Below are 24,327 nucleotides of genomic sequence, written 5' to 3'. Positions count from 1 at the left end.
GATGGACTACACGCTGACACGCGTAGACCCGAACGGGGGCGGCGATAACGATCGTTATCCTCTACAGAAACAGGAAACGGTTACCGATCCGCTGGAGCAACACGTTCACCGTAGCGTCTACATGGGCAAGCTCGAGCACGCCCTGCATGACATGGTGAACTGGGGTCGTAAAAACTCACTCTGGCCGTATAACTTCGGCCTTTCCTGTTGCTACGTGGAAATGACCACATCCTTCACCGCAGTGCATGACGTGGCACGTTTTGGCGCCGAAGTTATGCGCGCCTCGCCGCGTCAGGCTGACTTCATGGTGATCGCCGGTACGCCATTTACCAAAATGGCGCCGGTTATTCAGCGTTTATATGACCAAATGCTAGAGCCGAAATGGGTGATTTCCATGGGCGCATGCGCTAACTCGGGTGGCATGTATGACATCTACTCGGTGGTGCAGGGGGTGGATAAATTCCTGCCGGTTGACGTGTACATTCCTGGCTGCCCGCCGCGTCCAGAAGCGTATATGCAGGCATTGCTGCTGCTGCGCGAGTCTATTGGCAAAGAGCGTCGTCCACTGTCTTGGGTGGTCGGTGATCAGGGTGTTTATCGCGCCAATATGCAGCCAGAGCGTGAAAGAAAGCGTGGCGAGCGTATTGCCGTCACCAACCTGAGATCGCCAGACGAAGTTTAAGCTTCCCGTACACGGATGGAGCCACGGCCACAGCAAAACATCACAATTTAATGTGCGCCGCCATCCTGACGCCTTCTTTTGAGCGCCTGATTACAGGCCGGAATGGTGAGTAACGTATGACTGATTTAACCACGCAAGATCTCGCTCAGCCTTCATGGCAAACCCGCGATCACCTGGATGACCCAGTGGTCGGCGAGCTGCGTAACCGTTTTGGGCCGGATGCCTTTACCGTTCAGGCTACCCGCACCGGGATTCCGGTAGTCTGGGTAAAGCGTGAACAGCTATTAGAAATCGTTGAATTCCTGCGCAAGCTGCCAAAGCCCTATGTCATGCTGTATGACTTACACGGTTTTGATGAGCGTTTACGCACTAACCGCGCCGGTTTGCCCGCCGCGGATTTTTCCGTTTTCTATCACCTGCTTTCAATTGAACGCAACCGCGACATCATGCTCAAGGTCGCTTTATCTGAAAACGATCTGAATGTGCCAACCATCACCAAAATTTTCGCTAACGCCAACTGGTATGAGCGCGAAACCTGGGAGATGTTTGGCATCACTTTCAATGGTCACCCGCACCTGACGCGCATCATGATGCCGCAGACGTGGGAAGGCCATCCACTGCGTAAAGATTATCCGGCGCGCGCTACCGAGTTCGATCCCTTCGAGCTGACCAAGCAGAAAGAAGATCTGGAGATGGAGGCGCTGACCTTCAAGCCTGAAGATTGGGGCATGAAGCGCAGCACCACCAATGAGGACTTCATGTTCCTCAACCTCGGTCCGAACCACCCCTCTGCGCACGGTGCTTTCCGCATCATTCTGCAGTTAGATGGTGAAGAAATCGTCGATTGCGTTCCCGATGTCGGCTACCACCATCGTGGCGCGGAGAAGATGGGCGAGCGCCAATCCTGGCACAGCTACATTCCGTACACCGACCGTATCGAGTACCTCGGCGGCTGCGTGAACGAAATGCCTTACGTGCTGGCGGTGGAAAAACTGGCGGGCATTACCGTGCCGGATCGCGTCAATGTGATCCGCGTGATGCTGTCTGAACTGTTCCGCATCAACAGCCATCTGCTCTATATCTCCACCTTTATTCAGGACGTCGGCGCGATGACGCCGGTGTTCTTCGCCTTTACCGATCGTCAGAAAATCTATGATGTGGTAGAAGCGATTACCGGTTTCCGTATGCACCCGGCGTGGTTCCGCATCGGCGGCGTCGCGCATGACCTGCCGAAAGGCTGGGAACGTCTGCTGCGCGACTTCCTCGACTGGATGCCGAAGCGTCTGAAAGAGTACGACAAAGCCGCACTGCGCAATACCGTGTTGATGGGCCGTTCGCAAGGTGTTGCGGCGTACAACATGGACGAAGCACTAGCGTGGGGCACCACCGGCGCAGGTCTGCGCGCCACTGGTTTAGATTTTGACGTGCGCAAATGGCGTCCATATTCAGGTTACGAAAACTTCGATTTCGAAATTCCGGTTGGCGCTGGCATCAGTGATGCGTACACCCGCGTGCAGCTGAAAATGGAAGAGATGTGGCAGTCACTGCGCATTCTGGAACAGTGCCTGAACAACATGCCTGAAGGCCCGTTCAAAGCGGACCATCCGCTGACAACGCCGCCGCCGAAAGAGCGCACGCTGCAGCACATTGAAACCCTGATCACTCACTTCCTGCAGGTTTCGTGGGGCCCAATCATGCCGGCCAACGAATCCTTCCAGATGATTGAGGCGACCAAAGGGATCAACAGTTACTACCTGACCAGCGATGGCAGCACCATGAGCTATCGCACCCGCGTGCGTACGCCGAGCTTCCCGCATCTGCAGCAGATCCCATCGGTGATCCGCGGCAGCCTGGTATCCGACTTGATCGTTTACCTCGGTAGTATCGATTTTGTTATGTCAGACGTGGACCGCTAATTATGCACGATCAAAAAATTGCTATTCACACCATCGACCCTACTGAGGTCTTCGTGCTGAGCGAGGCCGAGCACCACGCTATCGAGCACGAGAAACACCATTACGAAGATGCACGCGCCGCTTCGATCGAAGCGTTGAAGATCGTGCAGAAACAGCGTGGCTGGGTGCCGGACGGCGCGATTAACGCCATCGCAGATGTTCTGGGGATTCCAGCCAGTGATGTTGAAGGCGTAGCGACTTTCTATAGCCAAATCTACCGTACGCCGGTTGGCCGTCACGTTATTCGCTACTGTGACAGCGTGGTGTGCCACATCACGGGTTATCAGGGGATTCAGGATGCGCTGGAGCAAAATCTGAACATCAAGCCGGGCCAGACTACGGCAGATGGACGCTTTACGTTGCTGCCAACTTGCTGCCTGGGTAACTGCGATAAAGGGCCAACCATGATGGTGGATGAAGATACCCACGTTCATCTGACGCCTGAAGGCATCGCCAACTTGCTGGAGCAGTATCAATGACCATTAAACAGATCATTCGTACTGCCGAAACGCATCCACTGACCTGGCGTCTTCGTGACGACAAGCAGCCGATCTGGATCGATGAATATCGCAGTAAAAACGGTTATGTCGGCGCAGAAAAAGCGTTGAAAGATTTCAGCCAGGACGAAATCGTCGCGGCGGTAAAAGACTCCGGCCTGAAAGGCCGCGGTGGTGCAGGCTTTAACACCGGCCTGAAATGGAGCCTGATGCCGAAAGACGAATCCATGAACATCCGTTACCTGCTGTGTAATGCCGATGAAATGGAGCCGGGCACTTACAAAGACCGCTTGCTGATGGAGCAACTGCCGCATCAGCTGGTGGAAGGCATGCTGATCAGTGCGTTCGCGCTGAAAGCCTATCGTGGCTATATCTTCTTACGTGGTGAGTACATCGAAGCGGCCGTTAATCTGCGTCGCGCGATTGCTGAAGCCACCGAAGCGGGCTATCTCGGCAAAAATATTCTTGGTACTGGTTTTGATTTCGAGCTGATCGTCCACACCGGCGCAGGTCGTTATATCTGCGGTGAAGAAACAGCGCTGATCAACTCGCTGGAAGGACGTCGTGCGAACCCGCGTTCTAAGCCGCCATTCCCGGCCAGTGCCGGCGTGTGGGGCAAGCCGACCTGCGTGAACAACGTGGAAACGCTGTCGAACGTGCCTGCCATCTTCCTTAACGGCGTTGACTGGTACAAAAACATCTCTACCAGCGAAGACACCGGCACCAAAATGATGGGCTTTTCCGGCCGCGTGAAAAATCCTGGCGTCTGGGAATTGCCGTTCGGCACCACCGCACGTGAAATCCTTGAGGATTACGCCGGTGGCATGCGTGATGGCCTGAAATTCAAAGCCTGGCAGCCAGGCGGTGCAGGAACTGACTTCCTCACCGATCAGCACCTCGATCTGCCGATGGAATTTGCCAGTATTGGTAAAGCTGGCAGCCGTTTAGGTACTGCGCTGGCGATGGCGGTCGATCACGAAATCAACATGGTTTCACTGGTGCGTAACCTGGAAGAATTCTTTGCGCGCGAATCCTGTGGCTGGTGTACGCCGTGCCGTGATGGATTGCCATGGAGCGTGAAGATCCTGCGTGCGCTGGAGCAGAAGAAAGGTCAGCCGGGTGATATTGAAACCCTGCAGCAACTCTGCCGCCAGCTTGGCCCAGGTAAAACCTTCTGTGCCCACGCACCGGGCGCCGTCGAGCCATTGCAGAGCGCGATTAAATATTTCCGTGAAGAGTTTGAAGCTGGCATTGCGCCGCAGGTGTTTGGCAATACCCGAGCCATCGGCGGTATTCAGCCCAACCTGCTGAAAGCGCGCTGGTAATCAGCCGCCGTACACGGAATTCACCTCATGCCGACTGGCGTGGGGAAAGAATTAGATGTTTAACGCTCGTCTTAGGGCGAGCCTTACGGAAGCATGTTCACTATGGCTACAATCCATGTAGACGGTAAAGAATATGATGTGAACGGAGCGGACAACCTGCTACAGGCGTGTCTCTCTCTGGGCCTTGATATTCCTTATTTTTGCTGGCATCCGGCGCTGGGAAGCGTAGGGGCCTGCCGCCAGTGCGCGGTGAAGCAATTCCAGAATGCCGAAGATACACGCGGTCGCCTTGTCATGTCCTGCATGACACCAGCGTCGGACGGCACCTTTATCTCCATCGACGATGGCGAAGCGAAAGAGTTTCGTGAAAGCGTGGTGGAATGGCTGATGACCAACCATCCGCACGACTGCCCGGTGTGCGAAGAGGGCGGTAACTGCCATCTGCAGGATATGACGGTAATGACCGGACACAGTTTCCGTCGTTATCGCTTCACTAAACGTACCCACCAGAATCAGGATCTCGGCCCATTCATTTCGCATGAAATGAACCGCTGTATCGCCTGCTATCGCTGCGTGCGTTACTACAAAGATTATGCCGACGGCAAAGATCTTGGCGTTTATGGCGCTCACGACAACGTCTACTTTGGTCGTCCGGAAGATGGCACGCTGGAAAGCGAATTCTCCGGTAACCTGGTGGAAATCTGTCCGACCGGCGTATTCACTGATAAAACGCACTCCGAACGCTATAACCGTAAATGGGATATGCAGTTCGCACCAAGCATCTGTCAGCAGTGCAGCGTGGGTTGTAACACCAGCCCGGGCGAACGCTATGGCGAATTGCGTCGTATCGAAAACCGCTATAACGGCACCGTAAACCACTATTTCCTCTGCGATCGCGGTCGTTTCGGTTACGGCTACGTCAACCGCAAAGATCGTCCACGTCATCCGGTACAGCAACGCGGCAACGATTGGGTCAGCCTGAATGCTGAACAAGCGGTGAATGCGGCGGCGGATGTGTTGCGTCGGGCGAAAAAAGTCATTGGTATCGGTTCTCCGCGCGCCAGCATTGAAAGCAACTTCGCGTTACGTGAGCTGGTTGGCGCAGAAAACTTCTCAACCGGTATGCCAGCCGGTGAGCAGGCTCGCGTTGAGCTGATGCTGAAAGTCCTGCAGGACGGCGGCATCTACACGCCATCACTGCGCGAAATTGAGAGCTACGATGCGGTGCTGGTGCTGGGTGAAGATTTGACTCAGGTTGGCGCACGCGTGGCGTTGTCTGTACGTCAGGCAGTAAAAGGTAAAGCGCGTGAGATGGCTGCGGCACAGAAAGTGGCTGACTGGCAGATCGCGGCAATCCTTAACATCGGTCAGCATGCCAAACATCCGCTGTTCGTAACCAATGTTGACGAAACCCGCCTGGATGATATCGCTGCGTGGAGCTATCGCGCACCGGTGGAAGATCAGGCGCGTCTCGGCTTCGCCATTGCCAATGCGCTGGATGAAAGCGCGCCGGCAGTCAGCGGCTTCGACAGCAAACTGAACGGCAAAGTTGACGTGGTGGTTCAGGCGCTGGCAGGTGCAAAAAAACCGCTGATTATCTCCGGTACCCATTCCGGTAGCATCGCGATGATTGAAGCTGCTGCTAACGTGGCAAAAGCCCTGAAAGCACGCGGTGCCGATGTCGGTATTACCTTCCTCGCGGGTGCGGCGAACAGCTTTGGCCTCGGCCTGATGGGCGGTCAATCGCTGGATAGCGCACTGGAACAGCTGAGTAAAGGCGAAGCCGATGCGCTGGTGGTGCTGGAAAACGATCTCTATCGTCATGCGCCGAAAGCCAACGTGGATGCGGCGCTCGATACCACCGCTAACGTGATTGTGGTCGATCATCAACGTACCGCAACGCTGGAAAAAGCCGGTTTGGTACTTTCAACCGCCAGCTTTGCGGAGAGCGATGGCACATCAATCAACCACGAAGGCCGCGCGCAGCGCTTTTTCCAGGTTTACGATCCCGCTTATTACGATGACAGCGTAGTGATGCTGGAGAGCTGGCGCTGGTTGCGTTCGCTGCACAGCGCGGTTGAGAGCCGTCACATTGACTGGACTCAGCTGGATCACGTGATTGATGCCACCGTTGCGGCGCTGCCACAGCTGAAAGGCATCAAGGATGCTGCGCCAGACGCCAGCTTCCGTATCCGCGGTCAAAAACTGGCACGTTCACCGCACCGCAACAGTGGCCGTACTGCGATGCGCGCCAACATCAGCGTGCATGAACCGCGTCAGCCGCAAGATAAAGACACCATGTTTGCCTTCTCGATGGAAGGTAACAACCAGCCCAGCGCACCGCGTTCGCAGATTCCATTTGCCTGGGCGCCGGGCTGGAACTCACCGCAGGCATGGAACAAGTTCCAGGCTGAAGTGGGCGGCAAACTGCGTCATGGCGATCCGGGCGTGCGTCTGTTTGAAGCCAGCGATCGTTCATTGCCGTGGTTTACCGCCATTCCGGAAAGCTTTGTTGAAGGCAGCCAGTGGCGCGTCGCACCTTACTACCAGCTGTTTGGTAGCGAGGAGATGACCCAGCGTTCAACCACCTTCCAGAAACGCATGTCCCCGGCCACGCTGGTGATTAACCCGGCTGATGCTGAGAAACTGGGCGTTAATAGCGGTTCTTCCGTGGAGCTGGTGTGTGCAGGCGAAACACTACGCTTGCCGGTACGTTTCTCTGCGTCGCTGCAAGCAGGGCAGGTTGGTTTACCGCTCGGTATGCCGGGCGTGCCGCCGTTCCTCTCAGGTGCGCAAATTGACAAACTGCAGGAGGCCGCGCAATGAGTTGGCTGACACCGGACGTTATTGAAATCCTGATCAACATCGGCAAAGCGCTGGTCATCTTGTTGGTGGTTGTCGGTTGTGGTGCCTTCATGAGTTTCGCCGAGCGTCGTCTGCTCGGCCTGTGGCAGAACCGTTATGGACCAAACCGTGTTGGCTGGGGCGGTTCGCTGCAGCTGGCTGCTGACATGATCAAAATGTTCTTTAAAGAGGACTGGGTTCCGCCGTTTACCGACCGCTTCATCTTTACGCTGGCACCGGTTATCGCCTTCGTATCGCTGCTGCTAGCCTTTGCCATTGTGCCGGTTTCGCCGACCTGGATGGTCACCGATCTGAACATCGGTCTGCTGTTCTTCCTGATGATGGCGGGCCTGGCGGTCTATGCGGTGCTGTTCGCTGGCTGGTCGAGTAACAACAAATACTCACTGTTGGGTGCGATGCGTGCATCGGCGCAGACGCTGAGCTACGAAGTGTTCCTTGGTCTGTCACTGATGGGCGTGGTGGCGCAAGCCGGCTCGTTCAATATGAATGCCATTGTCGAAAGCCAGGCGCATCTGTGGAACATCATTCCTCAGTTCTTCGGCTTCCTTACCTTCTGCATCGCGGGCGTAGCGGTATGTCACCGTCATCCGTTTGACCAACCAGAAGCGGAGCAGGAACTGGCGGACGGTTACCACATCGAATACGCCGGTATGAAGTTCGGCCTGTTCTTCGTCGGTGAATACGTGGCGATCACCACCGTTTCAGCGCTGATCGTGACGCTGTTCTTCGGTGGCTGGCACGGCCCGTTCCTGCCGCCATTCATCTGGTTCGCTCTGAAAACAGCGTTCTTTATGGTGATGTTTATCCTGATTCGTGCTGCGCTGCCGCGTCCACGCTATGACCAGGTGCTGTCGTTCGGCTGGAAAGTGTGTCTGCCGTTGACGCTGTTGAACCTGCTGGCGACCGCCGCAGTGATTCTGTACACCGCGCAGTAAGGGACATTGAGATGACTTTAAAAGATATTGTCGTTGGCTTCGGCACGACAGTGCGCAGTATCTGGATGATAGGCATGCATGCCTTCGCCAAGCGCGAAACCCAAATGTATCCGGAAGAGCCGGTTTATTTGCCGCCGCGTTACCGTGGCCGTATCGTGCTGACGCGCGATCCGGACGGCGCAGAGCGTTGCGTTGCCTGTAACTTATGCGCGGTAGCTTGTCCTGTCGGCTGTATCTCACTGCAAAAAGCCGAGACGCAGGATGGACGTTGGTATCCGGAGTTCTTCCGCATCAACTTCTCACGCTGCATCTTCTGCGGCCTGTGTGAAGAGGCTTGCCCAACCACCGCGATTCAGCTGACACCCGATTTCGAACTGGGTGAGTTTAAGCGTCAGGATCTGGTGTATGAGAAAGAAGACTTGCTGATTTCCGGTCCGGGTAAATATCCGGAGTACAACTTCTATCGTATGGCTGGTATGGCGATCGACGGAAAAGAGAAGGGCGAAGCGGAAAACGAAGCCAAGCCGATCGACGTCAAAGGGTTGTTACCTTAAGGAGCCAGGTATGGAATTTGCGTTTTATCTTTGCGGACTGGTGGCGGTGCTGACGACGCTGCGCGTCATCACCCACACCAATCCGGTACATGCGCTGCTGTACCTGATCGTTTCGCTGCTGTCGATTGCCGGCGTGTTCTTCTCAATGGGCGCCTACTTTGCCGGTGCACTGGAAATCATCGTCTACGCGGGTGCCATCATGGTGCTGTTCGTCTTTGTGGTGATGATGCTGAACCTCGGCAAAACTCAGCAGGATCAAGAGCGCGAGTGGCTCAAACCTTCGCTGTGGATTGGTCCGGGCATCGTCTCTTTACTGCTGCTGGCAGTGATGATTTACGCGATTAGCACGGCAACCGATCAGGGCATTGATGGCACCGTCATCGACGCGAAAGCAGTCGGTATCAGCTTGTTTGGTCCCTATGTTCTGGCGGTTGAATTGGCATCGATGCTGCTGCTCGCGGGTCTGGTCGTGGCCTTCCATATTGGACGTGAAGAGCGTCACGGCGAAGTGTTGAGCAATCGTCAAGCTGATGCGCAAGCAAATAAGGAGGATCACGCATGATCCCGTTACAACACGGCCTGATGCTGGCCGCTGTGCTGTTTGTTCTCGGCCTGACCTCCGTGGTGCTGCGTCGTAACATCCTGTTTATGCTGATTGGTCTGGAAATCATGATCAATGCCTCCGCGTTAGCGCTGGTGGTAGCAGGCAGCTATTGGGGACAAGCTGATGGTCAGGTGATGTACATCCTGGCGATCAGCCTTGCGGCGGCGGAAGCGAGTATTGGTCTGGCGCTGTTGCTCCAGCTCTATCGTCGTCGTCAGACGCTGAACATTGACACAGTGAGCGAGATGCGCGGATGAATCTTCTCTATTTAACCGTATTATTTCCGCTGATTGGCTTCCTGCTATTGGCGTTTTCACGCGGTCGCTGGTCGGAGAACCTGTCGGCAGCAATCGGTATGGGTTCTGTTGGTCTTGCCGCATTAACCACTATTTATGCCGGTTTCGACTTCTTCAATCAGGGGCAGCAGCCGTTCACTCAGGCGCTGTGGACCTGGATTCACGTCGGCAACTTTGACATTAAAGTGAATCTGGTGCTGGATGGTCTTTCTCTGACCATGCTGTCCGTCGTCACCGGCGTTGGTTTCTTCATCCACATGTTCGCTTCATGGTACATGCGTGGTGAAGAGGGTTATTCGCGCTTCTTCGCTTACACCAACCTGTTCATCGCGAGCATGGTGGTGTTGGTGCTGGCCGATAACCTGATGCTGATGTATCTCGGTTGGGAAGGCGTGGGCCTGTGCTCCTATCTGCTGATTGGCTTCTATTACAGGAATCCAGAGAACGGCAAAGCGGCGATGAAAGCCTTTATCATCACCCGTGTCGGTGATGTGTTCCTCGCTTTCGCCTTGTTCATCCTCTACAACGAGCTGGGCACGCTGAACTTCCGCGAACTGGTGGAACTGGCACCCGCGCACTTCGCTGCAGACAACCACATGCTGCAGTGGGCAACCCTGATGCTGTTGGGGGGCGCGGTCGGTAAATCTGCACAGCTGCCATTACAAACCTGGCTGGCGGATGCGATGGCCGGTCCAACCCCGGTTTCGGCTCTGATTCACGCCGCGACCATGGTAACCGCCGGTGTTTATCTGATTGCACGTACTCACGGCCTGTTCCTGTTGACGCCGGAAGTGCTGCATCTGGTGGGTATCATTGGTGCGATTACTCTGGTGCTGGCAGGTTTTGCTGCGCTGGTGCAAACCGACATCAAACGCGTGCTGGCTTACTCCACCATGAGTCAGATCGGCTACATGTTCCTCGCGCTTGGCGTGCAGGCATGGGACGCGGCGATTTTCCACCTGATGACGCATGCATTCTTCAAAGCCTTGCTGTTCCTCTCTTCAGGCTCGGTCATTCTGGCCTGCCATCACGAGCAGAATATTTTCAAAATGGGCGGCCTGCGTAAGAGCATCCCGCTGGTGTATATCTGCTTCCTGGTGGGCGGTGCCGCCTTGGCTGCGCTGCCGCTGATCACCGCAGGTTTCTACAGTAAAGATGAAATCCTGTTTGGTGCGATGGCGAATGGTCACATCAATCTGATGGTGGCGGGTCTGGTGGGTGCATTCCTCACTTCGATCTACACCTTCCGCATGATCTTTATCGTGTTCCACGGTGAAGAGAAAATTCATGCTCACGCCGGTAAAGGCATTACGCATCACCTGCCGCTGATTGTTCTGATGGTGCTCTCCACCTTTATTGGTGCGCTGATCACGCCTCCTCTGGCGGGTGTTCTGCCGCAGAACGAGTTTGGTGAAGGCGGCAAAGTGATGCTGGAAATCACCTCAGGCGTGGTGGCCATTGTCGGTATCCTGATCGCAGCAGCTCTGTGGCTGGGTAAACGTCAACTGGTGACCAGTATTGCTAACAGCGCGCCGGGTCGTTTCTTCGGCACCTGGTGGTTCGCGGCCTGGGGCTTCGATTGGCTGTATGACAAGGTGTTTGTAAAACCTTATCTCGGCATTGCCTGGTTGCTGAAGCGCGATCCGCTTAACTCACTGATGAACCTGCCTGCGCTGCTGTCGCGTGTTGGTAACAAAGGTTTGGTGGTGAGCGAAAACGGTTATCTGCGCTGGTACGTGGCCTCGATGAGTGTGGGTGCCGTTGTGGTGCTGGCGCTGCTGCTGGTGATTTAAAGATTGATGAGCGGGGCGGGTTCGCTCGCCCAATTAGAATGTCAAAAATTGCCTGAAGTAAGGCAATAAAAAGGGAAGTTTGCCGTGTTATTACCTTGGCTAATTATCATACCTTTTGTCGGTGGCTTGCTCTGCTGGCTTGCGGAGCGTCTTGGCGCAAAAGTTCCGCGCTGGATTGCCATGATCACCATGGGCCTGACGCTAGCGCTTGGTCTGCAGCTGTGGTTGCAGGGAGGCTATTCACTGACGCAGGCTGCGGGCATTCCGCAATGGCAATCGACTTTCTCCGTACCGTGGATTCCGCGCTTTGGCATCAACTTCCATCTGGCAATTGATGGTCTGTCGCTGCTGATGGTGGTGCTGACCGGACTGCTCGGTTTGATGGCGGTGCTGTGTTCCTGGAACGAAATTGAGAAATATCAGGGCTTTTTCCACCTCAACCTGATGTGGATTCTCGGTGGTGTGATTGGCGTGTTCCTCTCCATCGATATGTTCCTGTTCTTCTTCTTCTGGGAAATGATGCTGGTGCCGATGTATTTCCTCATCGCACTGTGGGGCCATAAAGCATCCGACGGTAAAACGCGTATCAGCGCGGCGACCAAGTTCTTCATCTACACCCAGGCATCGGGTCTGATCATGTTGGTGGCGATTCTGGCGCTGGTCTTTGTCCATTACAACGCCACCGGCGTATGGACTTTCAGCTACGAAGAGCTGCTGAAAACTCCGATGTCGCACACCGTTGAATATCTGCTGATGCTTGGCTTCTTTATTGCCTTTGCGGTGAAAATGCCGGTGGTGCCATTACACGGTTGGTTACCCGATGCGCATAGCCAGGCACCAACCGCTGGTTCAGTTGACCTCGCAGGTATCTTGCTAAAAACTGCGGCTTACGGTTTGCTGCGCTTTAGCCTGCCGCTGTTCCCGAATGCGTCAGCAGAGTTCGCACCGATTGCCATGTGGCTGGGTATCATCGGCATCTTCTACGGTGCGTGGATGGCATTCTCACAAACTGATATCAAGCGACTGATCGCTTACACCTCTATTTCGCACATGGGCTTCGTGCTCATCGCCATCTACACTGGCAGCCAGCTGGCCTTCCAGGGCGCGGTGATTCAGATGATTGCGCACGGTCTCTCTGCTGCGGCACTGTTCATCTTGTGTGGTCAGCTGTATGAGCGTCTGCACACCCGCGACCTTCGTCAGATGGGCGGCTTGTGGTCACGTATCAAATGGATTCCGGGTCTGTCACTGTTCTTCGCGGTTGCAAACCTCGGTATGCCGGGCACCGGTAACTTTGTTGGTGAATTTATGATTCTGACCGGCAGCTTCCAGGTGGTGCCGGTGATTATCGTCATTGCAACCTTTGGTCTGGTGTTTGCTTCGGTTTACTCCCTGATCATGATGCAGCGCGCTTACTTCGGCGAAGCAAAGTCGAAAGATCCGCTGCCAGGCATGTCACCGCGTGAGTTCATGACTATCGGCGTATTGGTGGTGTTGCTGGTGCTGCTGGGGATTTATCCTCAGCCGATCCTCGACACATCCCATGCTGCGATGAGCAATATTCAGCAGTGGTTTACCGCTTCAATTTCAACTACAAGGCCGTAATTCGCCATGACAATAACTCCTCAACATATGATCGCGTTACTGCCGCTGTTGATCGTCGGATTGACGGTGGTGGTGGTGATGCTGTCCATTGCGTGGCGACGCAATCACTTTGTTAATGCCACGCTGACGGTGATCGGACTTAACATTGCGCTGTTTTCTCTGTGGTTTGTAGGCCAGGCGGGAGCGATGGACGTCACGCCGCTGCTGCGCGTTGATGGCTATTCGATGTTCTACACCGCACTGGTGGTGCTGGCGAGTTTAGCCACCTGCACCTTCGCTTATCCGTGGCTGGCCGGTTTCCCGGATAACAAAGATGAGTTCTATCTGCTGGTGCTGATTGCAGCACTCGGCGGGATCGTGCTGGCGAGCGCCAATCATCTGGCAGCGCTGTTCATCGGTATCGAACTGCTGTCACTGCCGCTGTTTGGTTTGATTGGTTATGCTTTCCGCCAGAAACGTTCGCTGGAAGCGTCGCTGAAATATACCATTCTGTCGGCGGCGGCCTCATCATTCCTGCTGTTCGGTATCGCGCTGATTTATGCTGATTCCGGCAGCCTGAGCTTTGTGCAGCTGGGCAAAAGTCTGAGCGATAGCATGATTCAGGAGCCGCTGTTGCTGCTCGGTCTGGGCATGATGATTATCGGACTGGGCTTTAAACTGTCGCTGGTTCCTTTCCACCTGTGGACGCCAGATGTTTATCAGGGTGCGCCAGCGCCGGTTTCAACCTTCCTCGCTACCGCCAGCAAGATCGCCATCTTTGGTGTGATTATGCGCCTGTTCATGTACGCGCCCGTCACTGACAGCGAAGCGGTGCGTACCGTGCTGGGCATCATTGCGTTTGCGTCGATTCTGTTCGGCAACCTGATGGCGATTTCCCAGAGCAACATCAAGCGTCTGCTCGGTTACTCCTCTATCGCGCACCTTGGTTATCTGTTGGTGGCGCTGATTGCGGTGAAAACCCATCAGCTGTCGCTGGAAACCGCAGGCGTTTATCTGGCCGGTTACCTGTTCAGCAGCCTTGGCGCGTTCGGCGTAGTGAGCCTGATGTCGAGCCCATATCGCGGTCCGGATGCCGATACGCTCTATTCCTATCGCGGTCTGTTCTGGCATCGTCCGATTCTGTCTGCGGTAATGACGGTGATGATGTTGTCACTGGCGGGTATCCCAATGACGCTCGGCTTCATCGGTAAGTTCTACGTTATCGCCTCGAGTGTGAACGCACATCTGTGGTGGTTGAGTGGTGCGGTAGTAGCGGGTAGTGCGATTGGGCTTTACTACTATCTGCGTGTGACGGTGAGTCTGTATCTCAGCCCGCCGGAACTGCACAACCGCGATACGCAAGCCAATTGGGCATTTACTGCCGGCGGCGTTGTGGTACTGATCTCTGCGATTCTGGTGCTGCTGCTCGGTGTTTATCCGCAGCCGCTGATTACACTGGTGCAGATGGCTCAGCCACTGATGTAATTCAGATTTACGAAACCACTGAATCAGGCCTGCGGGCCTGATTTTTTTTGCCTGCAGTTCACGGCGTAGTGAGAGGTTGAGCACAGAGTCACCACGAGGTTTTCAGCTGCCGCTGCTGCTCACTGCGTTTGGCGTAGCCGGTGTGATATTCTCATCGGATCCCTTTTTTCGCTCAGACAAGGAAGCACCATGGAAATGCTTTGGCTTGATTGCCACCACAGTGAACTGACAGCGCAACAACTCTACACTTTGCTGGCACTGCGCAATCATGTCTTCATCGTGGAACAAAACTGTCCTTATCAGGATATTGATGGCCAGGATTTAGCTGCCGAAAATCGCCACATTCTCGGATTTCTCGACGGTAAGCTGCTGGCCTATGCGCGCGTGTTAACGCCAGCGCTAGACTCTGCGCCGGTAATGATTGGTCGTGTGATTGTTTCTGAAGAAGCACGCGGTTTGAAGCTGGGCTATCGCTTGATGGAGAAGGCGCTGGAGAGCTGTGAAAAGTATTGGTCGCAGCGCGCTATTTATCTCTCTGCGCAGGCACATCTGGAAGGGTTCTACGGTCGTCTGGGCTTTAAAGCGGTGACTGAAGTCTACATGGAAGATGACATTCCGCACATCGGCATGCAAAAAGCATAACGGCGAGGATTGCTCCTCGCCGTCAATCATCAGCCTGGCGTCATCTGCCGGTCATCAACGTATTTACGTTGATCTGGCGGCGGCGGGAAGTACTGATAAAGCCAGGTTTCACTCAGCGTTTCATCTTTGGTACGTAGGAACAGGCGCATATCAACCGGTTTGGTCGAGTCGCTGTTTGGATACCAGTCAAACAGAATGCGGTAACCGTTGAGTGGCTCGACGTAGAGAATCTCAACCTGCTTAAATGTGCCTTCTGAAACGGTAATCACCGGCTCAATACCTTTCGGCGCTGCGGCTTTCAGATCGCCACCGACAAAATCAATGGCAAAGCGACGTGACCAGGTATCCGGGAAGTGTTCGCCTGGCGCCCAACCTTCCGGGAAGCCGCCGATACCGGTGCGCGTGGCATCGACACGCGCCAAACCACTGCGCACTGGTGGCAACTGGCTCCAGTAGAGTTTGTACTGGAAGCTGAACTCGCTACCGGCTTTCACCGGTTCTGACGGCTGCCAGAAGCACACCACGTTATCCAGCGTTTCCCCGGTGGTAGGAATCTCCATCACGTTAATGGCGCCTTTGCCCCATTTACCAATCGGTTCTACCCACAGGCTTGGACGTTTGTCGTACCAGCCAATCACATCCTGATAATTTTTGAAGTCATGATCGAGCTGCAACAGGCCAAAACCACGCGGGTTTTCGTCCTGATAGGCGTTGAACTGCAAACGCTGCGGGTTGTTCAGCGGACGTGCAATCCATTCGCCTTCACCGGTCCACATCGCCAGACGATCGGAGTCGTGGATTTGTGGATGGTAAGTGTTACACATGCGGCGCTCGTTGGTGCCACAACTGAACATGCTGGTCATTGGCGCAATGCCAAGCTGGCGAATGTCGTTACGCGCAAACAGGTGGTTTTCCACCTCCATCACGACGCGTTTCTCCTCGCAGTGAATGGTGAACTTGTAGGCACCGGTGACGCTCGCGCCATCCAGCAGGGCGTAGACCACGAAAGTAGTGTCGTCCGCTTTTGGTGTTTCGAACCAGAACGCGGTGAAGTCCGGAAACTCTTCTTTGCCGTTGCTGAAGGTGTTGACCGCCACGCCGCGCGCGGAGAGGCCGTACTGGAAGGTTTCATCAACCGCACGGAAATAGCTGGCGCCAAGGAAAGAGACGATATCGCGGCGCGCCAGTTCAGGTTTCTTAAACGCACGGAAACCGGCAAAGCCGAGATCGGTTTTACCGACCAGCTGCCTGGTATCAACGTTGGCGTTGTGATAATTGAACAGCTCCGGACGGAAGTGGATCTCGCGCGCTTCACGGCTCTGCGCATCGACCGAGAACATGCGGATGCGGCGCTTGAAGCCCATACCGACGTGGAAGAATTGCACGTCCAGCTGACGATCGGGGATGTTATTCCACAGCGAGTGGTTAGCGTCGTACTGAATTTCGTTATAGGCCTGCGGAGTGAGATTGGCCAGGGTGTCGGGCAAGGGGCCGGGGGCGCCGCCCCAGGGCTGTTTTGCCAGCGCGGAGGCTTTCTTTTTCAGTGAGTCGAAATCGAAGCGAACCGCGGTACCGTCGGCGATACCATCATCGGCCCAGGCGGATTGTGCAAACAGCGTGGAGAGACCCGTCATGCCGCTAACAGCGGAGAGGGCCATGGACGCTTTCATAAATTTTCTACGATTCATGCCGGAAATCTAATCCTTAGCTGCTCGGGTGTATTTTGACTCTCGTAAGACGAGAAGCGTCTGACTACAGGGGGTTACGACAGTCGTGAACATAAATAATTCAGTCTGCGGAAAATTTATCAGATTAATCAAATAAGCGAAGCAGAATTCGCGTAGCGGCAGCGTACATGACACAACTTTGCACTGCGGTGGATGAAACTCGGTGAAAACCTTGCAATCGCCACCCAGCAAATCTGCAATTTATGACTATAGTTAAACCACAACGAGCAAGGAACATGGAGGAACTACATAGTGTCATCTTCAGATCAATTTGAAACGCACCTTGACGACGACCTGGCGCTGCTAACGGAAACGCTGGAAGAAGTGTTACGCGCATCAGGCGATCCGGCCGATCAGAAATATATCGAGCTGAAACTCAAAGCTGAACAAGCGCTGGAAGACGTGAAATCGCGCGTTAGCCATGCGTCAGACAGCTATTACTATCGTGCCAAAAACGCGGCCTATCGCGCCGATGATTATGTGCATGAAAAACCGTGGCAGGGGATTGGCATCGGTGCCGCCGCTGGCCTGTTTGTCGGTTTACTGCTGGCTCGACGATAAGCTCCAACGGGCGCGACACGCTTCGCGCCCGCTTCCTAATTTCCTCGCCGCTTTTCCCGTTAAATCCCTGTTTCGCATCATCCGCGATTGTGTTTCGCCTGCGCGCTTCCTACAGTAAAGCGACAGGGAAAAGGAGAACGCAACGTGATACGTGTAGAAATGCTCTCAACGGGCGATGAAGTGTTACATGGGCAGATTGTCGATACCAACGCCGCGTGGCTGGCCGATGTGCTGTTCCAGCACGGTTTGCCGATGACCAGCCGTAGCACCGTCGGTGATGCAATGACCTCGCTGGTGGAGGCGCTGCAGAGCCGCAGCCAGATTGCTGACGTGCTAATCGTGAATGGCGGTTTAGGACCGACCAGTGACGATCTCAGCGCGCAGGCCGCAGCCATTGCCAGCGGCAGCGAGTTAGTTATCCAGCAACCCTGGCTGGAAAAAATGGAAGCCTGGTTCGCCAGCCGCGGACGTGTGATGGCACCGAGCAACCGCAAGCAGGCAGAAATCCCCGCCATAGCTGAGATGCTCGATAATCCGGTCGGCACCGCATGCGGCTTCGCGCTGCAGCTCAATCGCTGCTGGATTTTCTTCACCCCTGGCGTGCCGTCGGAATTTAAAGTGATGGTTGAGCAGGAGATTATTCCGCGCCTCAAAGCACGCTTTGAACTGCCTGAGCCACCATTGTGTTTGCGCCTCACCACCTTTGGACGTGGGGAAAGTGACATTGCCGCCGAGCTGGAGCCGCTCCCGCTGCCGGAAGGCGTGGTGATGGGCTATCGCTCATCGATGCCGATTATTGAAATCAAACTCACCGGACCCGCCAGCCAGCGCGTGGCGATGGAGCAAGTGTGGCAGCAGGTAAAACTGTTGCTGGCTGAATGCACCATCTTTGAGGGCACCGAAGGTTTACCGGCGCTGCTGGCGCGCGAGTTGCAGCAGCGTGGCTTCCATTTGGCGCTGAGCGAGCAGTTCACCGCCGGCTTACTTAACTGGCAGCTGGCCGCAGCGGATGTGGCGCTCAGCAAAGCAGAGATTCTGCCGCCGCAGGATGAAGATCTGGAAGCGCAGGTTGCGCGCACGCGTGACTGGGCGAAACAGCAGGGCGTGGCGCTGGCGTTGTCGGTGGGAAATTTAGTGGAAGGCGAAGTATCGATTGCGCTGCATACGCCGGAAGCCAGCTGGGGCCAACGCGTAAAGTTCACTCATGGACGTCATAACGTGGAAACGCGGCAGAAAGTGGTGGCAATGATGGCGATGAACATGTTGCGTCGCTGGCTGCACGGCAGTGAAGTCAGCACCGGTCACGGTTGGATTGATGTGCTGGAAACGGTGAAACGCTGATTGGTCACCAGGTCGCCATAAATGGCGGCCTGGTCAATCACAGCTCGATCTCAATCTCCCCTTTGGCGCGACAGCAGCACGGCAAAATCTCGCCTTGCTGCACAAACGCCAACGGGGTTTCGGCATAATCCACTTCGCCTTTTAGCAAACGCATGCGACAAGAGCCGCAGTAGCCTTCGCGACACTGAAACTCAACGCACAGATTATTGGCTTCCAGCGTCGCCAGCAGATTAGGGTGATCTTCTGCGCACTCCAGCCGGGAGCCGGAGCTACGCAGAATAACAACAGAGCGGCTCATGCTTACAGCTGGAAGCCGTCGAAATCGTCTTCGCCCACTTCAGAATCAATCTGACCGACCAAATACGAGCTCACTTCAACTTCCTGCGGTGCAACCTGCACATTGTCCGACACCAGCCACGAGTTGATCCATGGAATGGGGTTGGAACGCGTCTGGAACGGCAGATCAAGACCCACCGCCTGCATACGGATGTTGGTGATGTACTCGATGTACTGGCACAGAATGTCTTTGTTCAGGCCAATCATCGAGCCGCCGCTGAACAGGTAGTCTGCCCACTCTTTTTCCTGCTCGGCTGCCTTCTTGAACAGATCGAAGCATTCATCACGACACTCCGCGGCGATGGCTTTCATCTCTGGATCGTCTTCACCGGTGCGCAGCAGGTTCAGCATATGCTGGGTGCCGGTCAGATGCAGCGCTTCATCGCGTGCAATCAGCTTGATGATTTTGGCGTTGCCTTCCATCAGCTCGCGCTCGGCGAAAGCAAATGAACAGGCGAAGCTGACGTAGAAGCGAATGGCTTCCAGCGCGTTGACGCTCATCAGGCAGATATAGAGCTGCTTTTTAAGATCGCGCAGGTTAACGGTAACGGTTTTACCGTTGACCTGATGCGTACCTTCACCCAGCAGATGCCAGTAACTGGTCATCTCGATCAGGTCATCGTAGTACTTCGAGATATCTTCGGCGCGCGCCAGAATCTGCTCGTTGGTGACGATATCGTCAAACACCACCGCCGGATCGTTAACGATGTTACGGATGATGTGCGTGTAGGAGCGCGAGTGAATGGTCTCGGAGAACGCCCAGGTTTCAATCCAGGTTTCCAGCTCAGGGATGGAAATCAGCGGCAGCAGCGCCACGTTCGGGCTACGACCCTGAATCGAGTCCAGCAGCGTTTGATACTTCAGGTTGCTGATGAAGATGTGCTTTTCATGCTCCGGCAGCGCCTGGTAATCGATGCGATCGCGCGAGACGTCCACTTCTTCCGGACGCCAGAAGAAGGAGAGCTGCTTCTCAATCAGCTTTTCAAAGATGTCATATTTCTGCTGATCGAAACGGGCAACGTTGACGGACTGGCCAAAGAACATCGGCTCTTTTAGCTGGTCATTTTTGTTCTGCGAGAATGTGGTGTAAGCCATTTTGAGTCCAAATGTGAAGAGGGCCGACCAATGTCGGCCCTGACAAGATGAGATTAGATCTTACATGCGCCGCTTTCGCAGCCATCATCCTGAATGGAAGGTGCCAGATCGTCCTGTGCATCTTCTGCACCGTCGCGGGTGTTTTGATAGTACAGGGTTTTCACGCCGAACTTGTACGCGGTCAGCAGGTCTTTCAGCAGCTGTTTCATCGGCACTTTGCCATTCGCAAAGCGGCTCGGATCGTAGTTGGTGTTCGACGAAATCGCCTGATCGATGAACTTCTGCATCACGCCAACCAGCTGCAGATAACCGTCGTTGGACGGCATTTCCCACAGCAGTTCGTACTGGTCTTTCAGACGCTCATACTCTGGCACCACCTGACGCAGAATGCCGTCTTTCGATGCTTTGATGCTGATGTGTCCGCGCGGCGGCTCAATGCCGTTGGTGGCGTTCGAAATCTGCGAAGAGGTTTCAGACGGCATCAGCGCAGAGAGCGTTGAGTTGCGCAGACCGTGCGTGGTGATTGACTTACGCAGGCCTTCCCAATCCAGATGCAGCGGCTCGTTGCACACCGCGTCGAGATCCTTTTTATAGGTATCGATCGGCAGAATGCCCTGCGAGTAAGTGGTCTCTTTAAACCACGGGCACGCACCTTGCTCTTTCGCCAATTCGTTCGAGGCTTTCAGCAAGTGGTACTGAATGGCTTCGAAAGTTTTGTGCGTCAGATTATTGGCGCTGCCATCAGAGTAACGCACGCCGTTTTTCGCCAGGTAATACGCGTAGTTGATCACGCCAATACCCAGCGTACGGCGGCCCATGGCGCCGCGTTGTGCTGCCGGAATGGGGTAATCCTGATAATCCAGCAGTGCATCAAGCGCACGCACCGCAAGGGTGGCCAGCTCTTCCAGATCGTCAAGGCTGTTAATCGCGCCCAGGTTAAAGGCAGACAGCGTACACAGGGCGATTTCGCCGCTTTCGTCATTGACGTCGTTCAGCGGTTTGGTCGGCAGTGCGATCTCGAGGCACAGATTCGACTGACGAACTGGCGCGATGCTTGGATCGAACGGGCTGTGCGTGTTGCAGTGATCGACGTTCTGAATGTAGATACGGCCAGTTGACGCACGCTCCTGCATCATCAGTGAGAACAGCTCAACGGCTTTCACGCGCTGCTTGCGGATGCTGTCATCTTTCTCGTATTTGGTGTACAGACGCTCGAACTCGTCCTGATCGGCGAAGAACGCATCGTACAGGCCAGGCACGTCAGACGGGCTGAACAGCGTGATGTCTTCACCTTTCAGCAGGCGGGTGTACATCAGTTTGTTGATCTGTACGCCGTAATCCATGTGACGCACGCGGTTGCCTTCAACACCGCGGTTGTTTTTCAGCACCAGCAGGCTTTCAACTTCCAGATGCCACATTGGGTAGAACAGCGTCGCTGCGCCGCCACGTACGCCGCCTTGTGAGCAAGACTTCACGGCAGTCTGGAAATGTTTGTAGAACGGAATACAACCGGTGTGGAACGCTTCGCCACCGCGAATCGGGCTACCCAGCGCACGAATGCGGCCGGCGTTGATGCCGATACCGGCGCGCTGAGAAACGTATTTCACAATGGCGCTAGAGGTGGCGTTGATAGAGTCGAGGCTGTCGCCGCACTCGATCAGTACGCAAGAGCTGAACTGACGCGTTGGGGTGCGCACGCCGGACATGATTGGCGTTGGCAGTGAGATCTTAAAGGTTGAGATCGCATCGTAGAAGCGCTTCACGTAATCCATACGGGTTTCGCGCGGATAGCCAGAGAACAGGCACGCCGCCACCAGAATGTAGAGGAACTGGGCGCTTTCGTAGATTTCGCCGCTGACGCGGTTCTGCACCAGATATTTCCCTTCCAGCTGCTTAACCGCTGCGTAGGAGAAATTCATGTCGCGCCAATGGTCGATAAACGCGTCCATCTGCTCGAACTCTTCGGTGCTGTAATCTTCCAGCAGATGGCGGTCGTATTTGCCCATCTCAACCATTTTCACCACCTGATCGTACAGCTTCGGCGGCTCAAACTGGCCGTAGGCTTTTTTACGCAGGTGGAAGATAGCCAGACGCGCAGCCAGGTATTGGTAATCCGGCGCATCACGCGAGATCAGGTCTGCGGCAGCCTTGATGATGGTCTCATGAATGTCAGAAGTTCTGATGCCATCGTAGAACTGAATGTGTGAGCGCAGTTCAACCTGTGAAACTGAAACATTGTTCAGCCCTTCGGCTGCCCAATCCAGTACACGATGAATTTTGTCGAGATCAATGCGCTCCTGGCGGCCATCGCGTTTAGTAACGAGCAGACTTTGGTTCATGTCGCGTTTTTACCTGTCCATGCATGAATGACGTATTTATCCCCCATGTATGCACAAGGTTTATGCACAAGCCGCTCGTTGTGAGTAAGCCTGTGGATAAACACTATATATAGGGGGTGCGGGAAGTTTGAACAACAATATGGTGAGTATTCTAGTCAGCAATCTCTTCTTAACAAGAGTTGATTTTCACTCAAAAATCGTCCTTACCGGCTGGCTAAAATCCTGGATCCGCATGCCGCAAGGCCTGCACTTAGTGTCAACCGCTCAGCACTTTTTTTTCACTTTATGATCGGACGCGTGTTTCTTGCTCAACCACCACGCTTCAGGAATTTTCTTAGACAAAAAAAGCCCCGACAAGGCCGCCAGCAGCGAACTTATCTAAAAGTGCTTATGAATTTTTTGTGACTTGCTTAGCCTATAAAAAAGGCTGGTACGCGTCTAAAAGGAAATTGATCTGGATAGGGCCAAAATTAGGGTATAAGAGGTCGCCATGAATGACGTAATGTTTGTTAGTTAAGCCAACGACGAGTGCGCTGGCCGGGGCCACTTTTGGGCCGGCGGTCCTCGCGCCGCTAGCGCGGTACCTTCACTTCGTTCGTCTGCCTGACGGACCGGCGGAGACGGGACTTCCATGTCCCGGCTCCGCCTTTCGCCCGCGTCCTGCGGGCTCTCCTGGCTTCCTCGCTTCGTTCAGCGCTGCGGATTGCCGGACCAAAAGTGGTCCCGGCCTGCTCGTAAGCTCCAGTGCGTGTTGTTGAAAAGGGCTCATTTGCCCGTGAAGCAGATGTGCAAGGGCCCGCACGTATGATGAACGTACTTTCTGAAATCTAAGCTGGCAGTCATCACTCCTGACGATGCGTATGAATCATGTAGTTCACATCGACACCGCGACCCAGACGGAACTGGTTGGTCAGCGGATTGTAGTGCAGGCCAATCATATTTCTTTCACGCAGCGGGGTTTCATCCACCCAGTTCAGCAACTCGGCGGGACGGATGAATTTCTTCACGTCGTGCGTCCCGCGCGGCACCATGCGCAGCACATACTCGGCACCAAATACCGCCAGCAGCCAGGCTTTTGGATTGCGGTTGATGGTGGAGAAAAACACTTCGCCGCCGGGCTTCACCAGCTGCGCGCAGGCTAAGACTACCGAGCGCGGATCCGGCACATGCTCCAGCATCTCCATGCAGGTCACCACATCATAATGCCCGGGGTGACTTGCGGCGTGATCTTCCACGGTTTGCTGCACGTAATTAACGCTAACGCCGCTCTCCAGCGCATGCAGACGCGCCACTTCCAGCGGCTCAGCGCCCATATCCAGGCCGGTAACCTCAGCGCCTTCACGCGCCATGCTCTCCGCCAGAATGCCGCCGCCGCAGCCGACATCGAGCACTTTCTTGCCGAACAGGCCATTACTATGCTGCGCTATCCAGCCAAGTCGCAGGGGGTTAATACGGTGCAACGGCTTAAATTCACCCTCTAAATCCCACCAGCGGGATGCCACGGCCTCAAACTTGGCGATCTCGGCGTGGTCGACGTTCTGGCGGCTTTCCTGCGGTTGTTCACTCATTGAATCATCACTCCAGACAAAATATTCCCTCAGTATAAACGCTTAACTCACGCGAACGCATCTCTCACGCTCAAGGAAAAGCGGGATTAAGGCCTGGTTAACGTTCACCGAAGGGAAGCAATGTGATATACTTTCGCACCTTT

General features: G+C 54.9%; 20 protein-coding genes. 15 read left to right on the top strand and 5 right to left on the bottom strand.

Going from position 1 to position 24,327, the window contains the following annotated elements; genetic code table 11:
* The first annotated feature begins 1 nt into the window (after position 1).
* From MWH02_RS13785 to MWH02_RS13725, 13 genes are all read left to right on the top strand, one after another.
* Positions 2 to 682, top strand: coding sequence for a NuoB/complex I 20 kDa subunit family protein (locus tag MWH02_RS13785; RefSeq protein WP_008105151.1), 681 nt, complete (start codon positions 2 to 4; stop codon positions 680 to 682).
* Positions 683 to 798: 116 nt separating this feature from the next.
* Entirely contained in the window at positions 799 to 2,598 is a 1,800-nt protein-coding gene (gene nuoC / locus MWH02_RS13780) for an NADH-quinone oxidoreductase subunit C/D (RefSeq protein ID WP_008105149.1), read from the top strand.
* A 2-nt stretch (positions 2,599 to 2,600) separates the two neighbouring features.
* Positions 2,601 to 3,116, top strand: coding sequence for an NADH-quinone oxidoreductase subunit NuoE (nuoE, locus tag MWH02_RS13775; protein WP_101763655.1), 516 nt, complete (start codon positions 2,601 to 2,603; stop codon positions 3,114 to 3,116).
* Between the two features lie 2 nt (positions 3,117 to 3,118).
* On the top strand, positions 3,119 to 4,459 hold the full coding sequence (nuoF, locus tag MWH02_RS13770) for an NADH-quinone oxidoreductase subunit NuoF (RefSeq protein WP_176519213.1): 1,341 nt from the start codon (positions 3,119 to 3,121) through the stop codon (positions 4,457 to 4,459).
* A gap of 102 nt (positions 4,460 to 4,561) precedes the next feature.
* The gene (nuoG, locus tag MWH02_RS13765; RefSeq protein ID WP_271460849.1) at positions 4,562 to 7,285 is read left to right on the top strand and encodes an NADH-quinone oxidoreductase subunit NuoG; all 2,724 of its coding nucleotides are present in this window, start codon (positions 4,562 to 4,564) and stop codon (positions 7,283 to 7,285) included.
* A complete protein-coding gene (nuoH, locus tag MWH02_RS13760) occupies positions 7,282 to 8,259 on the top strand; it encodes an NADH-quinone oxidoreductase subunit NuoH (RefSeq protein ID WP_008105140.1) in 978 nt (325 codons plus the stop codon). The genes nuoG and nuoH overlap by 4 nt, the downstream gene beginning before the upstream one ends.
* An 11-nt stretch (positions 8,260 to 8,270) precedes the next feature.
* Positions 8,271 to 8,813 (top strand): NADH-quinone oxidoreductase subunit NuoI, encoded by a 543-nt coding sequence (nuoI, locus tag MWH02_RS13755; protein WP_007889332.1) that lies wholly within the window; start codon positions 8,271 to 8,273, stop codon positions 8,811 to 8,813.
* 10 nt (positions 8,814 to 8,823) lie between these two features.
* The gene (gene nuoJ / locus MWH02_RS13750) at positions 8,824 to 9,375 is read left to right on the top strand and encodes an NADH-quinone oxidoreductase subunit J (RefSeq protein ID WP_008105138.1); all 552 of its coding nucleotides are present in this window, start codon (positions 8,824 to 8,826) and stop codon (positions 9,373 to 9,375) included.
* Complete coding sequence (nuoK, locus tag MWH02_RS13745) at positions 9,372 to 9,674, top strand: NADH-quinone oxidoreductase subunit NuoK (RefSeq protein ID WP_007889334.1); 303 nt, start codon at positions 9,372 to 9,374, stop codon at positions 9,672 to 9,674. The genes nuoJ and nuoK overlap by 4 nt, the downstream gene beginning before the upstream one ends.
* Positions 9,671 to 11,506: an NADH-quinone oxidoreductase subunit L gene (gene nuoL, locus MWH02_RS13740; protein WP_271460848.1), complete on the top strand. Its 1,836-nt coding sequence runs from the start codon at positions 9,671 to 9,673 to the stop codon at positions 11,504 to 11,506. The genes nuoK and nuoL overlap by 4 nt, the downstream gene beginning before the upstream one ends.
* A gap of 84 nt (positions 11,507 to 11,590) precedes the next feature.
* The gene (nuoM, locus tag MWH02_RS13735; protein ID WP_101763660.1) at positions 11,591 to 13,111 is read left to right on the top strand and encodes an NADH-quinone oxidoreductase subunit M; all 1,521 of its coding nucleotides are present in this window, start codon (positions 11,591 to 11,593) and stop codon (positions 13,109 to 13,111) included.
* A 6-nt stretch (positions 13,112 to 13,117) separates the two neighbouring features.
* Positions 13,118 to 14,575 carry an NADH-quinone oxidoreductase subunit NuoN gene (nuoN, locus tag MWH02_RS13730; protein ID WP_271460847.1) on the top strand — a complete coding sequence of 486 codons (1,458 nt, stop codon included), beginning with the start codon at positions 13,118 to 13,120 and terminating at the stop codon, positions 14,573 to 14,575.
* 189 nt (positions 14,576 to 14,764) lie between these two features.
* Positions 14,765 to 15,217: a GNAT family N-acetyltransferase gene (locus MWH02_RS13725; RefSeq protein ID WP_101763661.1), complete on the top strand. Its 453-nt coding sequence runs from the start codon at positions 14,765 to 14,767 to the stop codon at positions 15,215 to 15,217.
* A 29-nt stretch (positions 15,218 to 15,246) separates the two neighbouring features.
* Here the strand turns inward: MWH02_RS13725 and MWH02_RS13720 are convergent, their stop codons facing one another.
* Entirely contained in the window at positions 15,247 to 16,905 is a 1,659-nt protein-coding gene (locus MWH02_RS13720) for a glucan biosynthesis protein D (protein WP_101763662.1), read from the bottom strand.
* A 291-nt stretch (positions 16,906 to 17,196) separates the two neighbouring features.
* Here MWH02_RS13720 and elaB point away from each other — a divergent pair, with 291 nt between their 5' ends.
* Positions 17,197 to 17,505 carry a stress response protein ElaB gene (elaB, locus tag MWH02_RS13715; RefSeq protein WP_101763663.1) on the top strand — a complete coding sequence of 103 codons (309 nt, stop codon included), beginning with the start codon at positions 17,197 to 17,199 and terminating at the stop codon, positions 17,503 to 17,505.
* 144 nt (positions 17,506 to 17,649) lie between these two features.
* On the top strand, positions 17,650 to 18,846 hold the full coding sequence (locus MWH02_RS13710) for a nicotinamide mononucleotide deamidase-related protein YfaY (protein WP_192233279.1): 1,197 nt from the start codon (positions 17,650 to 17,652) through the stop codon (positions 18,844 to 18,846).
* Between the two features lie 37 nt (positions 18,847 to 18,883).
* Here MWH02_RS13710 and yfaE read toward each other — a convergent pair whose 3' ends face one another.
* The 4 genes from yfaE to ubiG form a co-directional block, all read right to left on the bottom strand.
* Positions 18,884 to 19,144: a class I ribonucleotide reductase maintenance protein YfaE gene (gene yfaE / locus MWH02_RS13705; RefSeq protein ID WP_061717835.1), complete on the bottom strand. Its 261-nt coding sequence runs from the start codon at positions 19,142 to 19,144 to the stop codon at positions 18,884 to 18,886.
* A 2-nt stretch (positions 19,145 to 19,146) separates the two neighbouring features.
* Positions 19,147 to 20,277, bottom strand: coding sequence for a class Ia ribonucleoside-diphosphate reductase subunit beta (gene nrdB / locus MWH02_RS13700; RefSeq protein WP_192411476.1), 1,131 nt, complete (start codon positions 20,275 to 20,277; stop codon positions 19,147 to 19,149).
* Between the two features lie 53 nt (positions 20,278 to 20,330).
* Positions 20,331 to 22,616 (bottom strand): class 1a ribonucleoside-diphosphate reductase subunit alpha, encoded by a 2,286-nt coding sequence (nrdA, locus tag MWH02_RS13695; protein WP_271460846.1) that lies wholly within the window; start codon positions 22,614 to 22,616, stop codon positions 20,331 to 20,333.
* Between the two features lie 842 nt (positions 22,617 to 23,458).
* Positions 23,459 to 24,184 carry a bifunctional 2-polyprenyl-6-hydroxyphenol methylase/3-demethylubiquinol 3-O-methyltransferase UbiG gene (ubiG, locus tag MWH02_RS13690; protein WP_110866579.1) on the bottom strand — a complete coding sequence of 242 codons (726 nt, stop codon included), beginning with the start codon at positions 24,182 to 24,184 and terminating at the stop codon, positions 23,459 to 23,461.
* Positions 24,185 to 24,327: the final 143 nt, after the last annotated feature.

Origin of the sequence: Pantoea leporis, assembly GCF_028048155.1 — a bacterium.
Classification (GTDB): domain Bacteria; phylum Pseudomonadota; class Gammaproteobacteria; order Enterobacterales; family Enterobacteriaceae; genus Pantoea; species Pantoea leporis.
This window is presented reverse-complemented; position numbering and strand designations above follow the sequence as displayed.

What these genes read in the sequence shown, in the direction of transcription:
- MWH02_RS13785 (WP_008105151.1), top strand. Translation starts at nt 2, where the DNA reads ATGGACTACACGCTGACACGCGTAGACCCGAACGGGGGCGGCGATAAC.
- nuoC (WP_008105149.1), top strand. Translation starts at nt 799, where the DNA reads ATGACTGATTTAACCACGCAAGATCTCGCTCAGCCTTCATGGCAAACC.
- nuoE (WP_101763655.1), top strand. Translation starts at nt 2,601, where the DNA reads ATGCACGATCAAAAAATTGCTATTCACACCATCGACCCTACTGAGGTC.
- nuoG (WP_271460849.1), top strand. Translation starts at nt 4,562, where the DNA reads ATGGCTACAATCCATGTAGACGGTAAAGAATATGATGTGAACGGAGCG.
- nuoH (WP_008105140.1), top strand. Translation starts at nt 7,282, where the DNA reads ATGAGTTGGCTGACACCGGACGTTATTGAAATCCTGATCAACATCGGC.
- nuoI (WP_007889332.1), top strand. Translation starts at nt 8,271, where the DNA reads ATGACTTTAAAAGATATTGTCGTTGGCTTCGGCACGACAGTGCGCAGT.
- nuoJ (WP_008105138.1), top strand. Translation starts at nt 8,824, where the DNA reads ATGGAATTTGCGTTTTATCTTTGCGGACTGGTGGCGGTGCTGACGACG.
- nuoK (WP_007889334.1), top strand. Translation starts at nt 9,372, where the DNA reads ATGATCCCGTTACAACACGGCCTGATGCTGGCCGCTGTGCTGTTTGTT.
- nuoL (WP_271460848.1), top strand. Translation starts at nt 9,671, where the DNA reads ATGAATCTTCTCTATTTAACCGTATTATTTCCGCTGATTGGCTTCCTG.
- nuoN (WP_271460847.1), top strand. Translation starts at nt 13,118, where the DNA reads ATGACAATAACTCCTCAACATATGATCGCGTTACTGCCGCTGTTGATC.
- MWH02_RS13725 (WP_101763661.1), top strand. Translation starts at nt 14,765, where the DNA reads ATGGAAATGCTTTGGCTTGATTGCCACCACAGTGAACTGACAGCGCAA.
- MWH02_RS13720 (WP_101763662.1), bottom strand. Translation starts at nt 16,905, where the DNA reads ATGAATCGTAGAAAATTTATGAAAGCGTCCATGGCCCTCTCCGCTGTT.
- yfaE (WP_061717835.1), bottom strand. Translation starts at nt 19,144, where the DNA reads ATGAGCCGCTCTGTTGTTATTCTGCGTAGCTCCGGCTCCCGGCTGGAG.
- nrdB (WP_192411476.1), bottom strand. Translation starts at nt 20,277, where the DNA reads ATGGCTTACACCACATTCTCGCAGAACAAAAATGACCAGCTAAAAGAG.
- nrdA (WP_271460846.1), bottom strand. Translation starts at nt 22,616, where the DNA reads ATGAACCAAAGTCTGCTCGTTACTAAACGCGATGGCCGCCAGGAGCGC.
- ubiG (WP_110866579.1), bottom strand. Translation starts at nt 24,184, where the DNA reads ATGAGTGAACAACCGCAGGAAAGCCGCCAGAACGTCGACCACGCCGAG.